This is a genomic window from Alkalimonas mucilaginosa, from assembly GCF_036327005.1.
Lineage (GTDB): Bacteria > Pseudomonadota > Gammaproteobacteria > Enterobacterales > Alteromonadaceae > Alkalimonas > Alkalimonas mucilaginosa.
In genome coordinates, this window is sequence record NZ_JAUGZK010000014.1 from 79,222 (window position 1) to 97,587 (window position 18,366).

At 49.8% G+C, this 18,366-nt stretch carries 16 protein-coding genes and 1 tRNA gene; 7 read left to right on the forward strand and 10 right to left on the reverse strand.

Annotation, left to right across the window (positions count from 1 at the left end; genetic code table 11):
- The 3 genes from QWF21_RS15410 to QWF21_RS15420 all read right to left on the reverse strand — a co-directional run bounded on the left by QWF21_RS15410 (nt 1) and on the right by QWF21_RS15420 (nt 4,123).
- Complete coding sequence (locus QWF21_RS15410; RefSeq protein ID WP_330088937.1) at nt 1-687, reverse strand: class I SAM-dependent methyltransferase; 687 nt, start codon at nt 685-687, stop codon at nt 1-3.
- A complete protein-coding gene (sohB, locus tag QWF21_RS15415) occupies nt 651-1,643 on the reverse strand; it encodes a protease SohB (protein ID WP_330088938.1) in 993 nt (330 codons plus the stop codon). The genes QWF21_RS15410 and sohB overlap by 37 nt, the downstream gene beginning before the upstream one ends.
- An 86-nt stretch (nt 1,644-1,729) precedes the next feature.
- Nucleotides 1,730-4,123, reverse strand: a complete 2,394-nt coding sequence (locus QWF21_RS15420) for a VolA/Pla-1 family phospholipase (protein WP_330088939.1) — start codon at nt 4,121-4,123, stop codon at nt 1,730-1,732.
- Nucleotides 4,124-4,336: 213 nt separating this feature from the next.
- Between QWF21_RS15420 and QWF21_RS15425 the strand changes: the two genes are divergently transcribed.
- Entirely contained in the window at nt 4,337-5,083 is a 747-nt protein-coding gene (locus tag QWF21_RS15425) for a YciK family oxidoreductase (protein WP_330088940.1), read from the forward strand.
- Between the two features lie 52 nt (nt 5,084-5,135).
- On the opposite strand, the gene QWF21_RS15430 is transcribed toward QWF21_RS15425, so the two are convergent.
- A complete protein-coding gene (locus tag QWF21_RS15430; protein ID WP_330088941.1) occupies nt 5,136-5,660 on the reverse strand; it encodes an H-NS family histone-like protein in 525 nt (174 codons plus the stop codon).
- 77 nt (nt 5,661-5,737) lie between these two features.
- A complete protein-coding gene (purU, locus tag QWF21_RS15435; RefSeq protein ID WP_330088942.1) occupies nt 5,738-6,574 on the reverse strand; it encodes a formyltetrahydrofolate deformylase in 837 nt (278 codons plus the stop codon).
- A 186-nt stretch (nt 6,575-6,760) separates the two neighbouring features.
- Here purU and tsaA point away from each other — a divergent pair, with 186 nt between their 5' ends.
- The 3 genes from tsaA to QWF21_RS15450 all read left to right on the forward strand — a co-directional run bounded on the left by tsaA (nt 6,761) and on the right by QWF21_RS15450 (nt 10,303).
- Entirely contained in the window at nt 6,761-7,483 is a 723-nt protein-coding gene (gene tsaA / locus QWF21_RS15440) for a tRNA (N6-threonylcarbamoyladenosine(37)-N6)-methyltransferase TrmO (protein ID WP_330088943.1), read from the forward strand.
- Nucleotides 7,443-8,495: a Kelch repeat-containing protein gene (locus QWF21_RS15445; RefSeq protein ID WP_330088944.1), complete on the forward strand. Its 1,053-nt coding sequence runs from the start codon at nt 7,443-7,445 to the stop codon at nt 8,493-8,495. Before tsaA ends, QWF21_RS15445 begins: the two co-directional genes overlap by 41 nt.
- Nucleotides 8,496-8,572: 77 nt before the next feature.
- Nucleotides 8,573-10,303, forward strand: a complete 1,731-nt coding sequence (locus QWF21_RS15450; RefSeq protein ID WP_330088945.1) for a proline--tRNA ligase — start codon at nt 8,573-8,575, stop codon at nt 10,301-10,303.
- A gap of 53 nt (nt 10,304-10,356) precedes the next feature.
- Here the strand turns inward: QWF21_RS15450 and QWF21_RS15455 are convergent, their stop codons facing one another.
- Nucleotides 10,357-10,746: a DUF2750 domain-containing protein gene (locus QWF21_RS15455; RefSeq protein WP_407935302.1), complete on the reverse strand. Its 390-nt coding sequence runs from the start codon at nt 10,744-10,746 to the stop codon at nt 10,357-10,359.
- Nucleotides 10,747-10,781: 35 nt separating this feature from the next.
- The gene (locus tag QWF21_RS15460; protein WP_330088946.1) at nt 10,782-11,201 is read right to left on the reverse strand and encodes an MAPEG family protein; all 420 of its coding nucleotides are present in this window, start codon (nt 11,199-11,201) and stop codon (nt 10,782-10,784) included.
- 147 nt (nt 11,202-11,348) lie between these two features.
- On the opposite strand from QWF21_RS15460, the gene QWF21_RS15465 reads away from it, so the two are divergent.
- Entirely contained in the window at nt 11,349-11,930 is a 582-nt protein-coding gene (locus QWF21_RS15465; protein ID WP_330088947.1) for a thymidine kinase, read from the forward strand.
- Between the two features lie 85 nt (nt 11,931-12,015).
- Complete coding sequence (locus QWF21_RS15470) at nt 12,016-13,530, forward strand: GGDEF domain-containing protein (protein WP_330088948.1); 1,515 nt, start codon at nt 12,016-12,018, stop codon at nt 13,528-13,530.
- Here the strand turns inward: QWF21_RS15470 and QWF21_RS15475 are convergent.
- The 3 genes from QWF21_RS15475 to QWF21_RS15485 form a co-directional block, all read right to left on the reverse strand.
- Nucleotides 13,527-14,312, reverse strand: coding sequence for a putative porin (locus QWF21_RS15475; protein WP_330088949.1), 786 nt, complete (start codon nt 14,310-14,312; stop codon nt 13,527-13,529). The two genes, QWF21_RS15470 and QWF21_RS15475, sit on opposite strands and share 4 nt — an antisense overlap.
- Nucleotides 14,313-14,428: 116 nt before the next feature.
- Entirely contained in the window at nt 14,429-16,417 is a 1,989-nt protein-coding gene (gene uvrB / locus QWF21_RS15480; protein WP_330088950.1) for an excinuclease ABC subunit UvrB, read from the reverse strand.
- A complete protein-coding gene (locus QWF21_RS15485) occupies nt 16,414-17,784 on the reverse strand; it encodes an MATE family efflux transporter (protein ID WP_330088951.1) in 1,371 nt (456 codons plus the stop codon). Before QWF21_RS15485 ends, uvrB begins: the two co-directional genes overlap by 4 nt.
- Before the next feature lie 475 nt (nt 17,785-18,259).
- Here QWF21_RS15485 and QWF21_RS15490 point away from each other — a divergent pair.
- A tRNA-Asn gene (locus tag QWF21_RS15490) sits at nt 18,260-18,336 on the forward strand.
- Nucleotides 18,337-18,366: the final 30 nt, after the last annotated feature.

Consider the following 18,366-nt stretch of genomic DNA (forward strand, 5'->3'; position numbering starts at 1 on the left):
CTAACACTGGATCCGCCAGGCCTTTTCCAGTAAAAAGCTGGTTGCAAAGGTCCGGCGGGCAAAGCCCTGACCGGTCAGATTACGAATGGCCAGCAACTCCAGCTGACAGCCGTCAAACAATTGCCGGATCTCAGCAGCAGATACCGTAAAAGGCGGCCCCTGCTTTTCTGCTGGTGGGTACTCGAGGCTAAGCAGTAAAATGGTGCTGCCTGCAGGGAGCAACTTCCGCAGGTGGCGAACATAGTGCTGCCTCATGGTTTTGGGCAAGGCAATCAAGGCCGCCCGATCGTAAACGAGGCAAGGGCCTTGCAGTTGCTCAGCCGACAGCTGAAAAAAGTCTCCCTGCAAAATACACACTGTTTCCCCCCGATGCGCGATAAAGCCATCGACCAGATCGGTGTTCACTGCCAGACGGTTTTCGATAAAAAACTCATGACAAGGCCGCTTAGCCAGCTCGATTCCCAGCACAGGCAACTGCTGTTGCAGCCAGTACATATCGATACTCTTACCGCACAGCGGCACCAACACCTGCTGATGCTGAGGCTGGCTCACCCGAGCCCAACAAGCGGGTAATAAAGGGTGAACGGCATCCAAATGAAAGCCGGGTACCGGCTGTTGCCAGCACTCCAGCCAAAACTCGGTATCCACTTTCAGTGACTCCAGTGCCCAAAAGGCAACTTTTGCCACAGATGTTGCAGTGCTGAACTGGCACCGGCCCCAACCCGCTCGGCCAACTTCTTTTTCGGTTGAAATTTCACCTGCAACACCCGACGTTGTTGTACCCGCTCCAGTAAAAAATCATCACTGGTTTGCAACTTGTCTACCAGCTTGTATTCCAACGCCTGGCTGGCCAGCCAATATTCGCCCGTTGCAACCTGTTCCATATCCAATACATCACGGTGGCTAAACACATGATCTTTGAACAGCTGATGGGTTTGCTCCAGCTCTTGTTGAAACTTTTCCCGTCCCTGTGCGGTATTTTCACCAAAGAGCGTGATCGTTCTTTTGAACTCACCAGCGGTAAATTGCTCAAAGTCGATGTCATTTTTTTTCAATAAACGGTGAAAATTCGGCAGTTGTGCTAAAACACCAATCGAGCCAATAATAGCAAAAGGAGCTGCAATAATGCGGTTCGCTATGCAGGCCATCATGTAACCGCCACTGGCGGCCACTTTATCCACCGCTACGGTTAGCTCAATACCCCGCTGGCGCAGGCGATCAAGCTGGGAAGCACCCAGCCCGTAACCGTGCACAACCCCACCACCACTTTCCAATCGGACCAGCACATCATCACCATCTTCAGCCGCAGCTAGGACAGCGGTGACTTCTTCTCGCAGTGCATCCACTTCGGACGCTCCCATGCTGCCATGAAAATCAATCACGAATGTGGTTTGGCGTTGCTCTGGTTCTTTTTTCTTCTGATCTTTGAGCCAGCGTTTAAAAGCTTTTTTTTCCATCAATTCAGCTTTTAAATCCGTTTGCAACTGCACAAAATCATCGGACAGATCAGTAAACTGAAACTCACCTTTTTTTGGCTTATTACGCATAGCAGCGCCGGCTATCAGACCAATCACTATCCCCGTTGCAATGACAATGGTGGCTGCTTTTGCCAGAAAAAGGCCATACTCGTACAGAAAATCCACAATGTTTCTCCTTTACAGTTTCAGAGCATTGTACATAAAAATAAAGCCCGGCGAACCGGGCTTTATCAAAGCGGAGGGTGAAAAAGTTATTCTCTTAGTACCGAAGAATCTGTCACCACCACGTTAGCGCCACCAGTTGCAAAGAAAGTTGCCATCTGCCGCTGCATTTCTTGCATCGCAGCAGGGCTGGCAGCGGGGCTTAAAATAGAGCCATGATCACCGGCGTTGAAGCGACTGATGGTAACACCATCAACCGGCACCGGTCCTGCCACTGGAGCCACAGCTTCAGCCTGGAGCAAGCGAGCAAGTGGCTCGGTGCCAGCTAATGGCATAGCCCCGGCTTGTAGAGCCGCTGCAGGTGAGAAGAAACCATTTGGAATCACCTGATCGGGTAAATTCCCGTCACCGCCGGCTACCATCATGATATGCACCGGTGTCTCCGTTGCCAGCAATTGCTGTACATAATTGTTTGGGTCACCGGCCTCGGTAATGGTTTGAGCCGCAAAAGCAAAGCGAGTCAAATTGCCACTGATTTGGGCCAGTACGGCACTATCGCCTTCCACCATAAAATCATTCACATGCTGAGACACACAACCAATGAAGGCTGCTTGTGACACTGTATCGGATTGCGGCTGACAACCTCTGCCTATCGCAAAAGCAGCCAAGGCATTAGAGCCTGCATCACCGGCCGCCAAAATCACACTGGCCTTGATCAGTGGGCTAAACTGAGGAGAGTCCAATAAGAAGTTAGCCAAAGCACCGCCAGGCATGGCCAGTACCACACTTTGTATTTCAAACATAGGATCCAGTGGCGCCAGTTGTTCATTACTGAATGGCGTATTGGCCAGAGCAGCCATGGATGAGCCTGTGATAGCACCCAGCGAGTGACCTAGCAGATGCACCCTGCTGGTATCCAGGTCCGCGCCCTGAGTGTAGTTTAGCGCCAAACGCAAACCGAGCATATCGGCAATACTTTGTCTCAGGTTATCCCGGGTTACCGGTAAATTGCCAAGGTTCATATACGCAGTAGCATTCCCACCGGCTGGAAAATCTGCACCACAGCTACTGCCGGAAGCATTGATCGGGCCAAAACCGCGACTGCCATGCAGTGGGTGGTCAATAGCAACGGTGGCAAAACCAGCCTGAGTTAAGGCACTGGTAACTGCCAGCATATTTTCTTTACAGGAGGTAATGCCATGTTGCAGCATCACCACAGGCCAACCATTGGCAGGCTTATCAAACGCATTTTCATCCGGCAGGGTCATTTGTACTTCCAGGGTCGCCTGCATGCGTGGTAAAGGGATGGTGTTAAACTTGGTTAAATGACGACGCGGATCCACGTCAAAGTCACGAAGCGCTCCATTGGAAGCTAGATTGCAAAAACCATCGTTTAGCAATTGATCCTGATCGGTGATACCTGCTTCAAGCGCAGTAATTTGCTCCTGGCTTAAGGCCGCAATGATAGCGCCGCTGTCACAGCGAGCTTTCCAAAACTCGTTCAACGGACCTTGCGGATTCTCCGCTGTTGGCACGCCCGAATAATAAGGCAGCGTCACAGTACCCTGAAATAGCCTGACCAGGCCAAAACCAAGCTCAGCAGGGAATAACGGACTAACCTGAGACACCCGAAACCCGGTATCCTGCACCTGCAGCGAAGGCGCAGCACCCTGCTGAATAGCGCCAGCCCACAGTTGCTTGGTCGTTGCCAATACATCAGCCGTCGACTGAGTGGTAATTGCTGCCGTGTAAATAATACTGGAGCGCGTTAAATCAGTGGATGACACCACCGCTTCAAAGCTGTTGATCGCCCCCTGCAGTTGACGCTGCTGAGCCGAGCCTAGTGGCAGAGTCGCTAAATCCTGCTGCAACAGCTCGTACGTAGTCGATGGCTTGATGGAGCGACCAGCAGAGTCACGTAACTTATCAGTGAGCGCCACAATGTAGGTAGTGTTCGCTTTTAAAGGACGGAATGGGATCACTGCGACATTATTACCAGCAGCGGCAGTAAAAAAGTCCTGACCAAACACCAACTCGCCAACCAACTGACAGGCCACACCTTGCGGCAACTCGCGGCAGGCGTCAATGCTGGCTGTTGGACCGCCCATGACCACTTCAAAAATACGCACAGCCTGAGGCTCACTGGCAGACTGAGCATCGAGTGTCACATCCGGGGCAAAGCTCAGCTCAATACTAAAAGGATTTTGGGTTGACCAGCCATCCAGTATACCCAAAGCTGTTTGCGGATTGCTGTAATCCTGGCTGGCACTATCGAGTGTGAGTGTACCATCGGTCGTACCCAGAAACAGCAAATCGTTGGGTACTGATACAGCACCGGCACCCGGGTTAAACACCACGCGAGAAACTGGTGTTAATACCTCCCCCTGTTGTTCGGTGTCTTTTTTAATATCATCCAGCGAGTCGCCACAGCCTGCAAGGCCTAACGCCGAAGCCACCGCCAGACTCAGTAAAAGCTTTTTCATAGATTCTCCCCTGTCGTCACTTTTTATTTTTGCAACAGTGTGTGTTGACTAATATTTTTGGGTTTGGGCTGTTACCCTCAACAGCTTAGACCAGTTAAACTTAACCCAATCAAACCAAAATCGCTAGTTGAAAACAGCGCATCTGTCGTAAAAGATGAAAAAAAACTGCAAAAAGCGTATGCTGCTGCAATTTAGAAAGAGGAACATGATTGGATGAAAAGTTACCATGCGCCAGCTGGTCTACTGGCTGATAAAGTCATTCTGGTTACAGGTGCCGGTGATGGCATTGGTAAAGAAGCAGCGCTCACTTTTGCCCGTTACGGTGCAACTGTTATTTTATTAGGTAAAACCACAGCCAAGTTGACCGCTGTGTACGATGAAATATGTGCGCACCAGTGGCCAGAGCCGGCTATTGTGCCCCTTGACCTGAAAGGCGCCACACAAAAACATTACCAGGATCTGGCCGCGACAATTGAAGCCGAGTTCGGTAAGCTGGATGCTGTGCTGCACAACGCCGGCATTTTGGGTGGTTTAGCACCCTTTGAGCATATAAAAGCTGATATCTGGCAGGATGTGCTGCAGGTAAACCTGACAGGCCCTATGCTGATGACTCAGGCTTTGATGCCGGTATTACGCAAAGCCGATCACGCCTCCATCATCTTTACTTCTTCTGGTGTTGGTCGTCAGGGGCGGGCTTACTGGGGAAGTTATGCCGTGTCTAAATTTGCCACCGAGGGACTGATGCAAACGCTGGCCGATGAGTACGAAGGCAGCTCTGTCCGCGTAAACTGCATTAACCCAGGCGCTACCCGTACTACCATGCGGGCCCGCGCTTACCCGGCTGAGAATGCGCAGCAGTTGAAAACACCGGCGGATTTAATGTGGCTGTATTTGTATCTGGCCGGCGATGATAGCATTCAGGTAAATGGCCAATCACTGGACGCGCAACCCAAGCCATAAAAAAACCCCGGCTGAGCAATCTCAGCCGGGGTTTTCATCCAACAAAATAGTTTTATTTAGGACTTAACATTTCAGCACCATTGGCTTCAGCCCACTGGTTCCAGACCCCTACTTTGGCATTGAAGTTTTCAATCGCTTGCTGTTCAGCCTCGGCCAGCAGTGCATCTACATCTTTTTGATGCTTTTGACTGACATCCGCATAAGACAAAATACTAATACCACGATCACGTAATCCCTGCTTCATGGTATGAGTTTTTAATAATTGCAGTTTGCCTTCATCAACATAAAAGTATTGTTTTTCTTTATTAAGCGACTTTAGTTTTGGTTTAACCGGACGCTTACTGGTGACTGCCTGTGGTTCATCGACAGAAACCACTTCATGCTGCACAGAAATGCCCAGTTGCTGGAAAGTAAAGCCCTTTTGCTTGACGAAATCTTTCAGCTCTTCCAGAGCTTCAGTCTCCCGCTTCCGATTTTCCAGCACGTCGTTTAATTGACGGATCACATCTTGCAATTTCACAACCGATAATTCTTCAGCCGCTTTTTTTAACTCTTTTTTATTTAGCAATAAAGACATTGTGTAACCTCGATACTATATCATGAATGAAATTGTATGGATCCTAACATAGTCTGAGTTTAGGTTTCTAGCCATTGTTAAAGCAATACTGTTTTATTACCATGAACAAAAACCCGGTCTTCTTGCAATAACTGCAAAGCTTTCGATAAAGCAGATTTTTCAACATCGCGCCCCGCCTTGGCCATATCCTGAGCCGCGTAATTATGGTCGACCCGGGTAACCATTTGCTCAATAATAGGTCCTTCATCCAGCGCATCATTTACAAAGTGTGCTGTGGCACCGATAATTTTTACACCTCGCTCAAATGCCTGCAGGTATGGTTTTGCACCAACGAATGCTGGCAAAAAACTATGGTGAATATTAATAATACGCTGTGGAAAACGACGCACAAAGGCTGGTGTTAAAATCCGCATAAACTTGGCAAGCACCAGATAATCCGGAGCATAACGGTCAATCACCTGCAGCAGTGCCTGCTCATGTGCTTCGCGGCTAAGCTGCTGATGGCACACATGATGAAAAGGAATATGAAAACGCTCTGCCAAACTGGCAAGGTCGGCATAATTGCCAACCACAGCCACTATATCCAGCTGCAAACTGCCATCGAACACTTTCATCAGAATGTCTCCCAGGCAATGCGACTCTTTAGTTACCAGCACCAGCACCCGTTTACGCTTACTGGCAGACTCTAAACTGCGCTCGCTACCAACCGGCAGTACGGCATCCAGCTCAGCCAGCAAGCGACTATCATCAAACTCACCTTCCAGTTCTGTACGCATATAAAATTGCCCTGAAATCGGGTCGACGTACTCGGTATTACGAATAATATTGAGCTGATGTTGAAAACAAATACCGGTGATTTTGGCTATCAATCCCTGAGAATCCGGACACTCCGTACGTAATATTTTGCGCTCCATCCTGCAATCACTCCCTTACGAACACTATGTTCCCTATACTACTTTGCGAACATCTGGAAATAAAGACATTTAGATTGCCATAAAACCGTTCATTAAAACCGCAACTACTCTGCCACAGCTTGGTGTTTCCTGGCTTCAGCTGTCATACTAAGGCATTGTTAAGCAACTAAAACTGCAGCAGGCCCCATGCAGCAACAATACGCATTTGATGTGATTGGAATCATCCGTTCACCTTACAAACAAAAGTTTGCCATCCCACGACAGCCAGGCCTGGTTCCGGAGGCCAAAGCGCAACTCATTTTTAATCACGCTTTTAATGCCGAACCTTTTGTGCGTGGTATTGAAGAGTTTAGTCACCTCTGGCTGCTCTTTGTGTTTCATGAAACTGCCGATAAAGGCTGGTCCCCCATGGTCCGGCCTCCGCGCCTTGGTGGGAATACCCGCAAAGGCGTCTTTGCAACCCGAGCAACATTCAGGCCTAATCCAATTGGCCTTTCTGTCGTACAATTAGAAGCTGTGCGCTGTGTGAATAAACAATGGCAACTGGATTTGGCTGGCATTGACTTGCTGGATGGCACGCCCATCCTGGATATTAAGCCCTATTTGCCCTACTCAGATGCCATCCCGGAAGCCAGCGCCAGCTTTGCCGACAACGCCCCTGAAACCGCGATGACGGTCAGCTTCTCTGCTGAAGCAGAGCAGTTTTGCATTCACCAGAGCCGTTGGCCTGAACTTAAAACCCTGATTGAAAAAGTACTCAAACAGGATCCGAGGCCACCTTACAAGAAGAAACATGCTGGTGAACAGAGCTATGGTATGACACTCTATAACTTAAATATTCAATGGAAAGTGACAGGAGAACATCATTATGTCTATGCGATCACTCCCCTTGCTGAGCTTGCTGGTTAGTGGCAGCGTATTGGCATTGCCACCGTTACCAGAGCCAGTCAGCAACAATGCCGTGGCCAGCACTACCGTGCGCGGCAAAACCTATGTGATCAGCATGATGGGCATAGGCCCGGAGAAGAACAGCCAAAGCTTGCACAACAAAGTCTGGGTGCATACCGTAGGTGAATTCGGCTGGAGCAGTATGCCGGAAGTCCCCAGTCAGACACGCTTGCCTGGCCGGGTTGCCGCCAGTGCTGTGGCACTGAACAATAACTTTTTTGTTTTTGGCGGTTACAGCATTGACCGCCAGGGTAATCGCAATACCTCAGATGAAATTTACCGCTTTAATCCGGTAACCCAACGTTATAACAGAGTCAACCCGATCCCTGTCCCGGTGGATGATACTCTGGCTCTGACCTATCAGGATCGCTACGTGTACCTGGTGGGTGGCTGGAGCAATGATGGTGCGGTCAACCTGGTGCAAGTGTTTGACAACTTCACTCAACAGTGGAGCCAGGCAACCCCGATGCCAGGCAAGGCCAGCTATGGTTTGGCCGGCGCTATCGTCAGTGACCATATTGTGTTTTGTGATGGGGTCAGCCTGAGCTACCAAAGTGGTCAGCGTGTTAAGTCGACCGAACCGGCTTGTTACCAAGGGAAAATCAACCCGCGCAATGCCTTGCGCATTGAGTGGCAGCCTATTCCACATCCAACAGGACAACCCCGCTTTCGTATGGCCGCTATCGACAGTACTGTTGATGATGAAGCTGTTGCTGTCTTTATTGGCGGCAGTAGCCACTTTTACCATATCGATGGCGTCAGTGAGCAAGGCGACAAAGCCGAGCCGGAAGCCAATGTCTGGCTGTATTCCCCCGCGCAGCAACAATGGTTGGCCGCCAAGCCCACCACAGCCGTTATGGACTTACAGGGCTTGGTCAAGGTGAATGATGCTATCTATTCGATTGGTGGCATGCTGGCAGGCCAGCAGGTCACACCTCAGGTACTGCAGCACTCAATTGAAAGGGTAAAATAGCGCATGATTGGGCATGGCGTTGCTGCCATGCCCTTGCTAGAATACGGCAATTTTGTGAACTGCAGACAGGGTCGACAATGCGCAGCAGCCAGTATTTACTCTCCACCATGAAAGAAACCCCGGCCGATGCCGAAGTAATTAGCCATCAACTGATGCTGCGAGCTGGCATGGTCCGCCGGCTGGCATCCGGTTTATACACATACTTACCCACTGGGGTACGCACCTTGCGTAAAGTGGAGCGTATTGTCCGTGAAGAGTTGAATAAAGCCGGTGCGATCGAAGTATTGATGCCCATGGTACAAAATGCAGAACTGTGGCAGGAAAGCGGCCGCTGGGAACAAATGGATGCAGAATTACTGCGTTTTCAGGACCGACATCAGCGCGACTTTGTGCTTGGACCCACCCATGAAGAAGTTATCACCGACCTGATTCGCCGTGAAGTCACCAGCTACAAACAACTCCCACTGAACCTGTATCAGATCCAAACCAAATTCCGCGATGAGCGGCGGCCGCGCTTTGGTGTGATGCGGGCCCGGGAGTTTCTGATGAAAGATGCTTATTCCTTTCATCTGTCACAGGATTGCCTGCAAAAAACCTACGATGCCATGTACCAGGCTTATACCAATATCTTCACCCGACTGGGGCTAAATTTCCGCGCTGTGCTGGCAGATAGCGGTGCTATTGGTGGCAGTGTATCGCATGAGTTTCATGTATTGGCCAGCTCTGGTGAAGATGCCATCGCATTTTCCACAGAAAGTGATTATGCCGCCAACGTTGAAATGGCGGCCGCCCTGCCCCCGCAAGCTGAACGTCCGGCAGCAACACAGCCACAACAAAAAATAAGCACACCCAATGTTGGCTCCGTAGACGAAGTAGCCAGCTTCCTTGGACTAACACCGCAGCAAATTGCTAAAACGCTGTTTGTCCGGGCAGAGCCAACCGACGACAGCTCAGCACCGGCTTTTGTTGCTTTGGTGCTGCGTGGCGATCATCAGCTCAATGAAGTTAAAGCTGAGAAGCATCCTCTGGTTGCTCAACCTCTGACCTTTGCCAGTGACGAGGAGATCAAAGCTCTGACCGGTGCCTTGCCTGGCTCTGTTGGGCCGATAGGTCTGAACATCCCGGTGATCGTCGATCACAGCGCAGCGCAGCTGGCAGATTTTGTTTGTGGCGCTAACGAGACTGGCTATCACCTGACAGGTGTGAACTGGTTGCGGGATAGTGCAGCTTTTGATACTGCCGATTTACGCAATGTGGTCGCCGGTGATGCCAGCCCTTGTGGTAAGGGCAGCCTGGAAATCCGCCGAGGTATTGAGGTTGGACATATTTTCCAACTGGGAGATAAATACTCGCAAGCGATGAAAGCAGGTGTCCTGAATGAAGAAGGCAAAAATCAAATCCTGACTATGGGCTGTTACGGCATTGGTGTATCACGTATTCTGGCTGCCGCCATCGAGCAAAACCATGATGAACACGGCATCATATGGCCAGATGCGATTGCCCCGTTTCAGATTGCACTGATCCCAATGAACATGCATAAATCAGTTCGTATTCAGCAGGCTGCTGAACAGCTTTATCAGCAACTGACTGAGGCTGGTTTTGAGGTATTGTTTGATGATCGCAAAGAGCGCCCAGGTGTTATGTTTGCGGATATGGAGCTGATCGGCATTCCGCACCAAATCGTGATAGGTGAGCGCAACCTGGATCAGCAACAGGTCGAGTACAAGCACCGCCGCAGTGGCGATAAAGCCTTACTGGCATTGGATGCCGTAGTGGCAGAGATGCAAGCCAGAGTACAGCAAGCGTAACTCGGCTTTTCATAAACTCCAGCGCCCTTTAAGGGCACTGGAGTTTATGGTATTTAGTCGCTTAATTCAGCCTGTAACGCTTCTTCCAGCTCACTGGGCGTCACTACCACGCCAGGACCTTCCGCATCAGGAAAGACCGCAATCGCCAGCTCATCCCCCTGCAGACCAGAGGTCCACTTTTCCAGCCAGGTTGCCACTGGAATCGACTGCGCCTGACACTCACTCCACTCGCCGTCAATCCAGCTTTCGGCCAATTCGGCATGAGGCCAAACCGGGATACAACGCTCATCTTCAGCACTCACCAACACAAAGCCTTCATCATCCACCAGGATCCAAATGGTATCCAAATCGGCAACGGCATGTACAAAATACTCGTAACGCTGTTCGGGTGCCAGCTGTTCTAACTTAGTCAATTCGTCACGACTTAACTGGTATTCCATCATTCACCTCACATAGGTCGGACTGTCTCCGACGAAATTTATCCGAAAAAAAGCAACCATAACAAGCGCAACCAAATCACCCAGAGCACTGCACAGCTGTATACAAAGGTACGAAAGCGCCAACGCAATCGGTTGCTACCAGTATGGATCAACGCATGGAACACCCGCAATAGCAGATAGAAGGCCCCCATCAGCACAAAAGATGCATCGGCCAGTCCCTGTTGCAAAATAAATACCACAGCAAACAAATACAGCATTGGCATTTGAAACTGGTTGTCAAAATTGCGCCCGGTAGCTATCACCTGCGCATTGGCTTTATCCAGCTGCATCAGCGCAAAAGCATCCATCGATAACTCACCACGGCGTGCAGCGGCAAAACGTCGCCGTCCCATTAAAATTAACAAGACGCTGGTTAGCAAAACCTGACCAAAGACGGTCAATAGTAACCATTTATCCATTCGAACTCCCACGACCAAGCCTGAATTTTCGCTCAGCTTATAGTATCCAGGCAACGGTTACCAGTACCGGCTGCGAAAGGCAGACCGAAGTGGTCAATTCCCCATCGCGCTCTGGTATACTCCGGCAATTTAGCACCGGAAACAAACATGGCTCAATTGTATTTCTACTATTCGGCAATGAATGCCGGCAAGTCCACATCGTTACTGCAAAGCGCATACAATTACCGTGAACGCGGTATGCAAATTGCGCTTTTTACTGCCGCCATCGACAACCGTTTTGGTGAGGGTGTAATCAGCTCCCGTATCGGCTTGTCTATGCCTGCAACCTTGTTTGATGCAGAGTACCACTTCTATAACCAGCTTAAGCAACAGCAGGTGGACTGTGTCTTGATAGATGAAGCGCAATTTTTAAGCCGCAACCAGGTGCAGCAGCTAACCGATGTGGTTGATGCGCTCAATATTCCTGTCTTGGCCTATGGCCTGCGCACTGACTTTACCGGCAATACCTTTGCCGGTAGCGAAGCTTTGCTGGCCTGGGCCGATAAACTGATCGAGTTAAAAACCGTTTGCCATTGCGGCCGTAAAGCCAACTTCGTGGTGCGACTGGATGCCGATGGCAAACCAAGCCGCCATGGCGATCAAATTCAGATAGGTGGCAATGAGCAGTATGTATCTATGTGCCGGGCGCATTTCAAAGCTCTGGTCTGGTCTGCAGATCCGGAGACATAACCGTCTGCTGCCATTTGTAGCTTCTCAATAGCTGCACTAAGCTTAGCCTGTAAAGGTTTCGGCTGCTGCTGCCGTTGAGGATGTTATGACACGACTCATAGAAGAAACGCCACCCTTTTGGGCCATCATGGATGCATTGCCAACCGCTCTACTGTGCAAAGATATTGCCAAAGCCTCCATCTATGCCAATTCAGCAGCCCTAGAGCTGCTGGATTTACCCATGGACCAAGCGGTGTTGTCGCTGAGCGATGTACGTCAAATTTCACTCGCAGATCCGGATAGTAAAGAGCCGCTGGGACTGGTACATAACCCTTTATTGCTTGCCTTAAGTGGCTCGGCACTGCAACAGTGCGTTACCCTGCCGACCGGTCTAACCGTTGAGTTAAAAGCACAACTGATCCGGTTTCATTTTACCTCAAGCAGCACAGTATTAATTGTACTTTGCCCTTGTCAGCCGCAGACAACACTTCCCGTCAGCAAGTGGACGGCTGATGATGACAGTGAACTGACAGAGGCTCTCGCCTTTGATAAGTTGATGTCGCTCATTTCGACAGAACTTATCAACGTAAGACCAGAACAATTGGATACACATATTCAAAGTGCACTGGCTGCTCTGGGAGAGTTTTGCCACGCTGACCGCAGCTATGTTTTTTTAATGAACCACGACAAGGCCACCATGAGCAATACCCATGAGTGGGTTCGAGCAGGTATATCCTCCCATATTGAACGGCTGCAGGATCTTCCCCAAGCAGCTCAACCATTCATCTGGCAAACTCTGGCAGCCGACGCTATTTTTGCCGTACAGGATGTTGGTCAGTTGCCTGCGGAAGCGGCCCTTGAAAAACGTGAGTTCCAGCGGGAAGATATTCAGTCCATTCTTTGCTCTGCCATGCTCAGTCATGGCCAGCTTCTTGGCTTTGTTGGTTGTGATATGGTGGCTCGTAAACGTGCCTGGACAGCCAGCGATATTCGCCGTCTGAAGCTGGTTGGCCATATGATTGGCAATACCATACAAAATGTCCGCGATCGAGTGTCGCTGCAGCAGGTGCAGCAGCAGTTGATGCAGGCAAATAAAGAGCTGCAGCTGTTGGCCAGCAGGGATGGGCTCACCGGCATCGCCAATAGACGTCAGTTTGATACAGTACTACAGCAGGAGTTACATCGCTGCGCCAGAAATAAACAACCTTTGGGGCTGATACTGATTGATATTGATCACTTCAAAGCTTACAACGACAACTATGGCCACCAGGCCGGCGATGATGCATTGAAACGAGTGGCAAGCCTGTTGCGCGATCACATCCAGCGGCAAGGTGAGTTGGTAGCCCGTTACGGAGGTGAGGAATTTGCCATCATTCTGCCATCCATTCAGATAGCACAACTGAAAACCACCGCTGAAAACTTACTGCACGCGGTACAGCAGCTGGCCATCCCCCATCAACATTCGGTGAGTGATTGTCTTACCATTAGCATTGGCTGTAGCCTGATGAAACCAGATAAAAACAGCAGCCCTGAGTTTTTCATTCATCAAACGGATACCGCCCTTTACCGGGCTAAGGCACAAGGGCGGAATCAGGTGTGTTATGCCACAGTTACTGCTTAGAAACGATAGCTGGCACCAACGGTGTACAAGTCCTCGCCCGTCTCAAAGCTATCGAAGCTGACAGAGGCCCGCACCGCCAGATTATTCATCGGGAACCACTGGCCACGCACTGTGAAAGAGTCCTGCGCAGTACTTACGATGTTCTTCGATGTCCAGTCGTAAAACAAACCAACGGATAACTCTTTGCCAAAATAGTAATCACCACCAAAGCTGTAGGCATTGCGGCTGGTGCTGCGCAGATCCCGGTAGCTCGCTTCGACATTCAGGTGATCACCAGTCGGTAAACGCATCAATTTTTTGGTGCTAAAACCAAACTCTGTGCGGGTACCTGCGCTATCCGGGCGGGTATGATCGATATCGAAGGTAACCAGCCAGTCCGAATCAAAGAAGTAACCCAACTGGGTCAAAGCAGATTTGGTGCTGGAGCGGTTGATGCTTTCAAATTCAAAGCCGACATAAAAGTCATGGCTGCTGTCCATGTACTCGCCACCCAGGCGCCAGGAAGAGGAGCTAAGCTTGATACCATCCTCTTTCTGTGTGCCACGTACATAATCACCGAATACATTGCTGTTACGGCTAAGAAATGCTGACTCTGCTAAGGGTGCTGCCACATTGCCCTGGACTGGTGTCAGAAAATAGCGATGGGAAAACTCCCACTGCTGCAGATCAGCCTGAACGACATCGCCCCAGCTAAAATTTAACGAAGACTCGTTCTGGTAACTGGCAGCCATTGCCGTGACTGATACCACAGAAAGCAAAGAAGCAAGCAGAGTGCGTTTCATAATTATTTGTCCTTATAGTACTTTATTCTAAATAGTGATGGCCGGCATGCTAGCCCTTTCAAACTTAATAAAAACTGAACACTGCTACAGGAATGCATAGTCCAACAATAGCTTGCTTAGTCTTTAAGCAATAAAGCCTGAAGCTGCTGCAATCGATCCCGACATGCAGCGGCCTGCTCGAATTCAAGGTTTTCAGCGTGCAGCCGCATCTCACTCTCCAGCACTTTGATATCCGCAGCAATGGCAGTCCGATTGCTGTGGTAGCCCGCAGCTTGTTCAGCAACCTCAGCTAGTGGCGCAGGCTCTTGTGCCAAGTCCATCACATCAGCGACTTTCTTATTCAAACCTTTCGGAGTGATGCCATGCGCCGCATTAAAGGCTACTTGCTTGTGGCGGCGACGCTCTGTTTCGTCAATAGCACGCTGCATGGAGCCTGTGATTGAGTCTGCATACAAAATGGCCCTGCCCTGCAAGTTTCTGGCAGCACGACCGATGGTTTGGATCAGAGAGCGCTCCGAACGTAAAAAGCCCTCTTTGTCCGCATCCAGAATCGCCACCAGCGAAACCTCCGGAATATCCAGTCCTTCCCGCAGCAAGTTAATACCTACCAGGACATCAAATACCCCAAGACGCAAGTCTCGAATAATTTCGACCCGCTCCACGGTATCAATATCTGAATGCAGGTAGCGTACTTTGACCTGGTGCTCTAGCAGGTAGTCGGTTAAATCTTCCGCCATTTTTTTGGTCAGAGTGGTGACCAGAACCCGCTCATTGCGTTGCGCCCTCAGATAGGCTTCTGACAACAAGTCATCCACCTGGGTCGCAACCGGCCGAATTTCAATTTCTGGATCAATCAAGCCGGTAGGACGTACTACCTGCTCCACTACTTCGCCAGCGGATTTTTCCAACTCGTACTTGGCGGGTGTGGCCGATACATAGATCCGCTGCGGGGCGATACTTTCAAACTCATCAAACTTAAGTGGCCTGTTATCCAGTGCAGACGGCAACCGAAAACCATAATTGACCAGGTTTTCTTTTCGCGACCGATCGCCTTTGTACATAGCCCCAATCTGCGAAATGGTAACATGTGATTCATCAATAAACATCAGGCCATCAGCTGGAAAGTAATCCAGTAAGGTTGGTGGCGGCTCTCCTGGCATGCGGCCGGATAAATAGCGGGAGTAGTTTTCAATGCCGGAGCAATAGCCAAGCTCAACCATCATCTCAATATCAAACTGAGTCCGTTGCGTCAGACGTTGTTCTTCCACTAATTTGTTTTGCTCAAGCAATTGCTGTTTTCGTTGTTGCAGCTCCGTTTTGATTTGCTCCACTGCATCCAGAATTTTCTCTCGCGGGGTTACATAGTGGGTTTTGGGATAGATGGTGTAGCGCGATACCACTTTTTCAACAGCCCCGGTCAGGGGGTCGAATAAACTGATGCGCTCAATCTCTTCATCAAAAAGCTCCAGCCGAACGGCCAATGCATCCGATTCTGCCGGGAAAATGTCTATCACATCGCCCCGCACCCGATAGGTAGCCCGCTCAAAGGCCAGATCATTACGCTGGTACTGCAACTCCGCCAGGCGCCGAAGAATAAAGCGCTGATCAAGGGTATCCCCCTGCCGTAAATGCAGCAACATTTTCATGTAGGACTCAGGATCGCCCAAGCCGTAAATAGCTGAAACAGACGCTATGATCACTACATCCCGGCGTTCCATCAACGCTTTGGTTGCAGACAAGCGCATCTGCTCAATATGTTCATTGATGGAAGCATCTTTCTCGATAAAGGTATCGGTTGACGGGACATAAGCTTCAGGCTGATAGTAGTCGTAATAAGACACAAAGTATTCAACAGCGTTATCAGGGAAAAAAGCTTTCATTTCGCCATACAACTGAGCTGCCAATGTTTTGTTGTGCGCCATAATCAGAGTAGGCCGACTGACCTGCTGAATCACATTGGCCATGGTGAAGGTTTTGCCAGAGCCGGTGACACCAAGCAAGGTTTGATGCGCCAGTCCGGCTTCCAGGCCTTCTACCAATTTGGCAATAGCCTGCGGCTGATCGCCGGCCGCTTGATAATCCGAAACCAGTCGAAACGCTTTCACTCTATTTCACCTCGGTTGACCATGGGGTGCTGCATGCGTTGTAAAGCCCGTTGAAACCAATAATAACTCAGCATAGACATGCATAGATTAGCCATGACACAGCCAGCAAACAAGCCTGGAATACCAGCCAACTGACCACCAGCCCAGGCAAAAGGTACATAAAAAACAAACAACCTGCAGATACTTAACCAAAGCGCCTGTACCGGCAAGTGCAACGCATTCAGCGATGAGTTGGTAAGAATAATTAACCCTTGCAAGCCGTAGCCCAGCGGCAAAATCCAGAGAAACAACTGAATCAGTCGCTGCACTTTGATGTCATCGGAAAAGGCGCTGGCGATCAGCGGAGCCAACAAAGCCAGCAACACAAAAATCGCCAATTGCCAAAGCAAAATGAAACAGACACTTTTTTTATAGGCATTGAACACCCGGTCAAAATAGCCGGCACCATAGTTTTGACTGACAAAAGGTGGCAAGGTAGTGGAGAGTGCCAGAACCACCAGACACGCCATGCTTTCTAGCCGAATCCCAACGCCAAAGGCTGCCACGGCCTCAGCACCGTAAGTGGCCATAATGGCTGTAAGAATTGCCATAGCAATAGGGGTTAGCATATTGGCACCGGCGGCAGGAAAAGCAATGCGTAAAATTTTTCGATAAATAGGATAGGCCCGTTGCAAGGGTTGCCAGCCGCGCTCAATCAGAGCCCGTTGCAGCAACACCTTAATCACCAGTACAGTGCCACAAAGCCAGGACAAAACACTGGCCAGCGCCGCGCCCTGCATACCAAGCTCAGGAAAAGGCCCAAGACCAAAAATCAACAAAGGATCCAAAATAGCGTTGCATAAACCTCCGGCGGCCATAATATAAGCTGGCAACCGCGTTTCACCGGCGGCACGCAAGATACTGTTACCCACCATAGGTATCATCAAAAAAACAGCACCGGCCAGCCAAATCAGCATGTACTGCCGAATAAGCGGAACAATCGCATCGCTTGCGCCAAGTGCCTTGAATAGCGCATCGTGCGCCAACCAGCCCACAGCAGACAAGATCAGCATCAAAAATACAGCCAGCCACAAGGACGCCAGACCATCTGCACGAGCTTCTTGCTGGTTACCAGTTCCAAGGGCTTTGGCAATAATGGCGGAAGTACCAATCCCAAGACCAATGGCCAGACTGATAAAGGTAAATGTCACGGGGAAAGTAAAACTAACTGCCGCCAGTTCTTGCGTGCCAAGCATGCTGATAAAGAACGTATCCACCAGGTTAAAGCTCATCAGCGTGAACATGCCCAGCAGCATGGGAACCGTCATACGATAGAGCGTCACAGCAATGTCATTGTGCAATAACGAGCGTTTATCCGGAGAGGTCATTCCTACGGCCAGTTATTCTGAGGAGGGCATAGTGTAATGAAAAGCAGAGATTGATGCCATGCCGTAACTACAAATGCAGCAAATTCAATGGCGGTGTTTAGCAATAGTCCACACAGCAACACAACGTAAATTTCTAAACCAGAAATTCGATTGTTTTTTGCCCTCACCAGAGCAAAAACACAAACCATTGATTTAAAATGAAAATTTATTTATCCCTGCAACTATTGACGCTGCTATAACCCTTGATTTTTCTAAGCTGGCTTCAATCATCACCTGATCATTCACAGACTTATCCACAGCTTCTGTGGGTAAACTGGCTTAGCCTAGAAAACCAGCAGCTTTGTCCGGTTGACAGGCCGCAAATAAAACAAATTGACGATTCTCTGTTCAAGCAGTCTGAATTTAAACAAATGAACAAGCTTAGCTGTTGACAGCCTCACAGACTGGCATTAGTATTGCCGCCGTTGTTTACTGTTCCTCAGTAGCTCAGTTGGTTAGAGCGGCGGACTGTTAATCCGTAGGTCGTTGGTTCGAGCCCAACCTGGGGAGCCAACAGTAAATTACAATTCCTCAGTAGCTCAG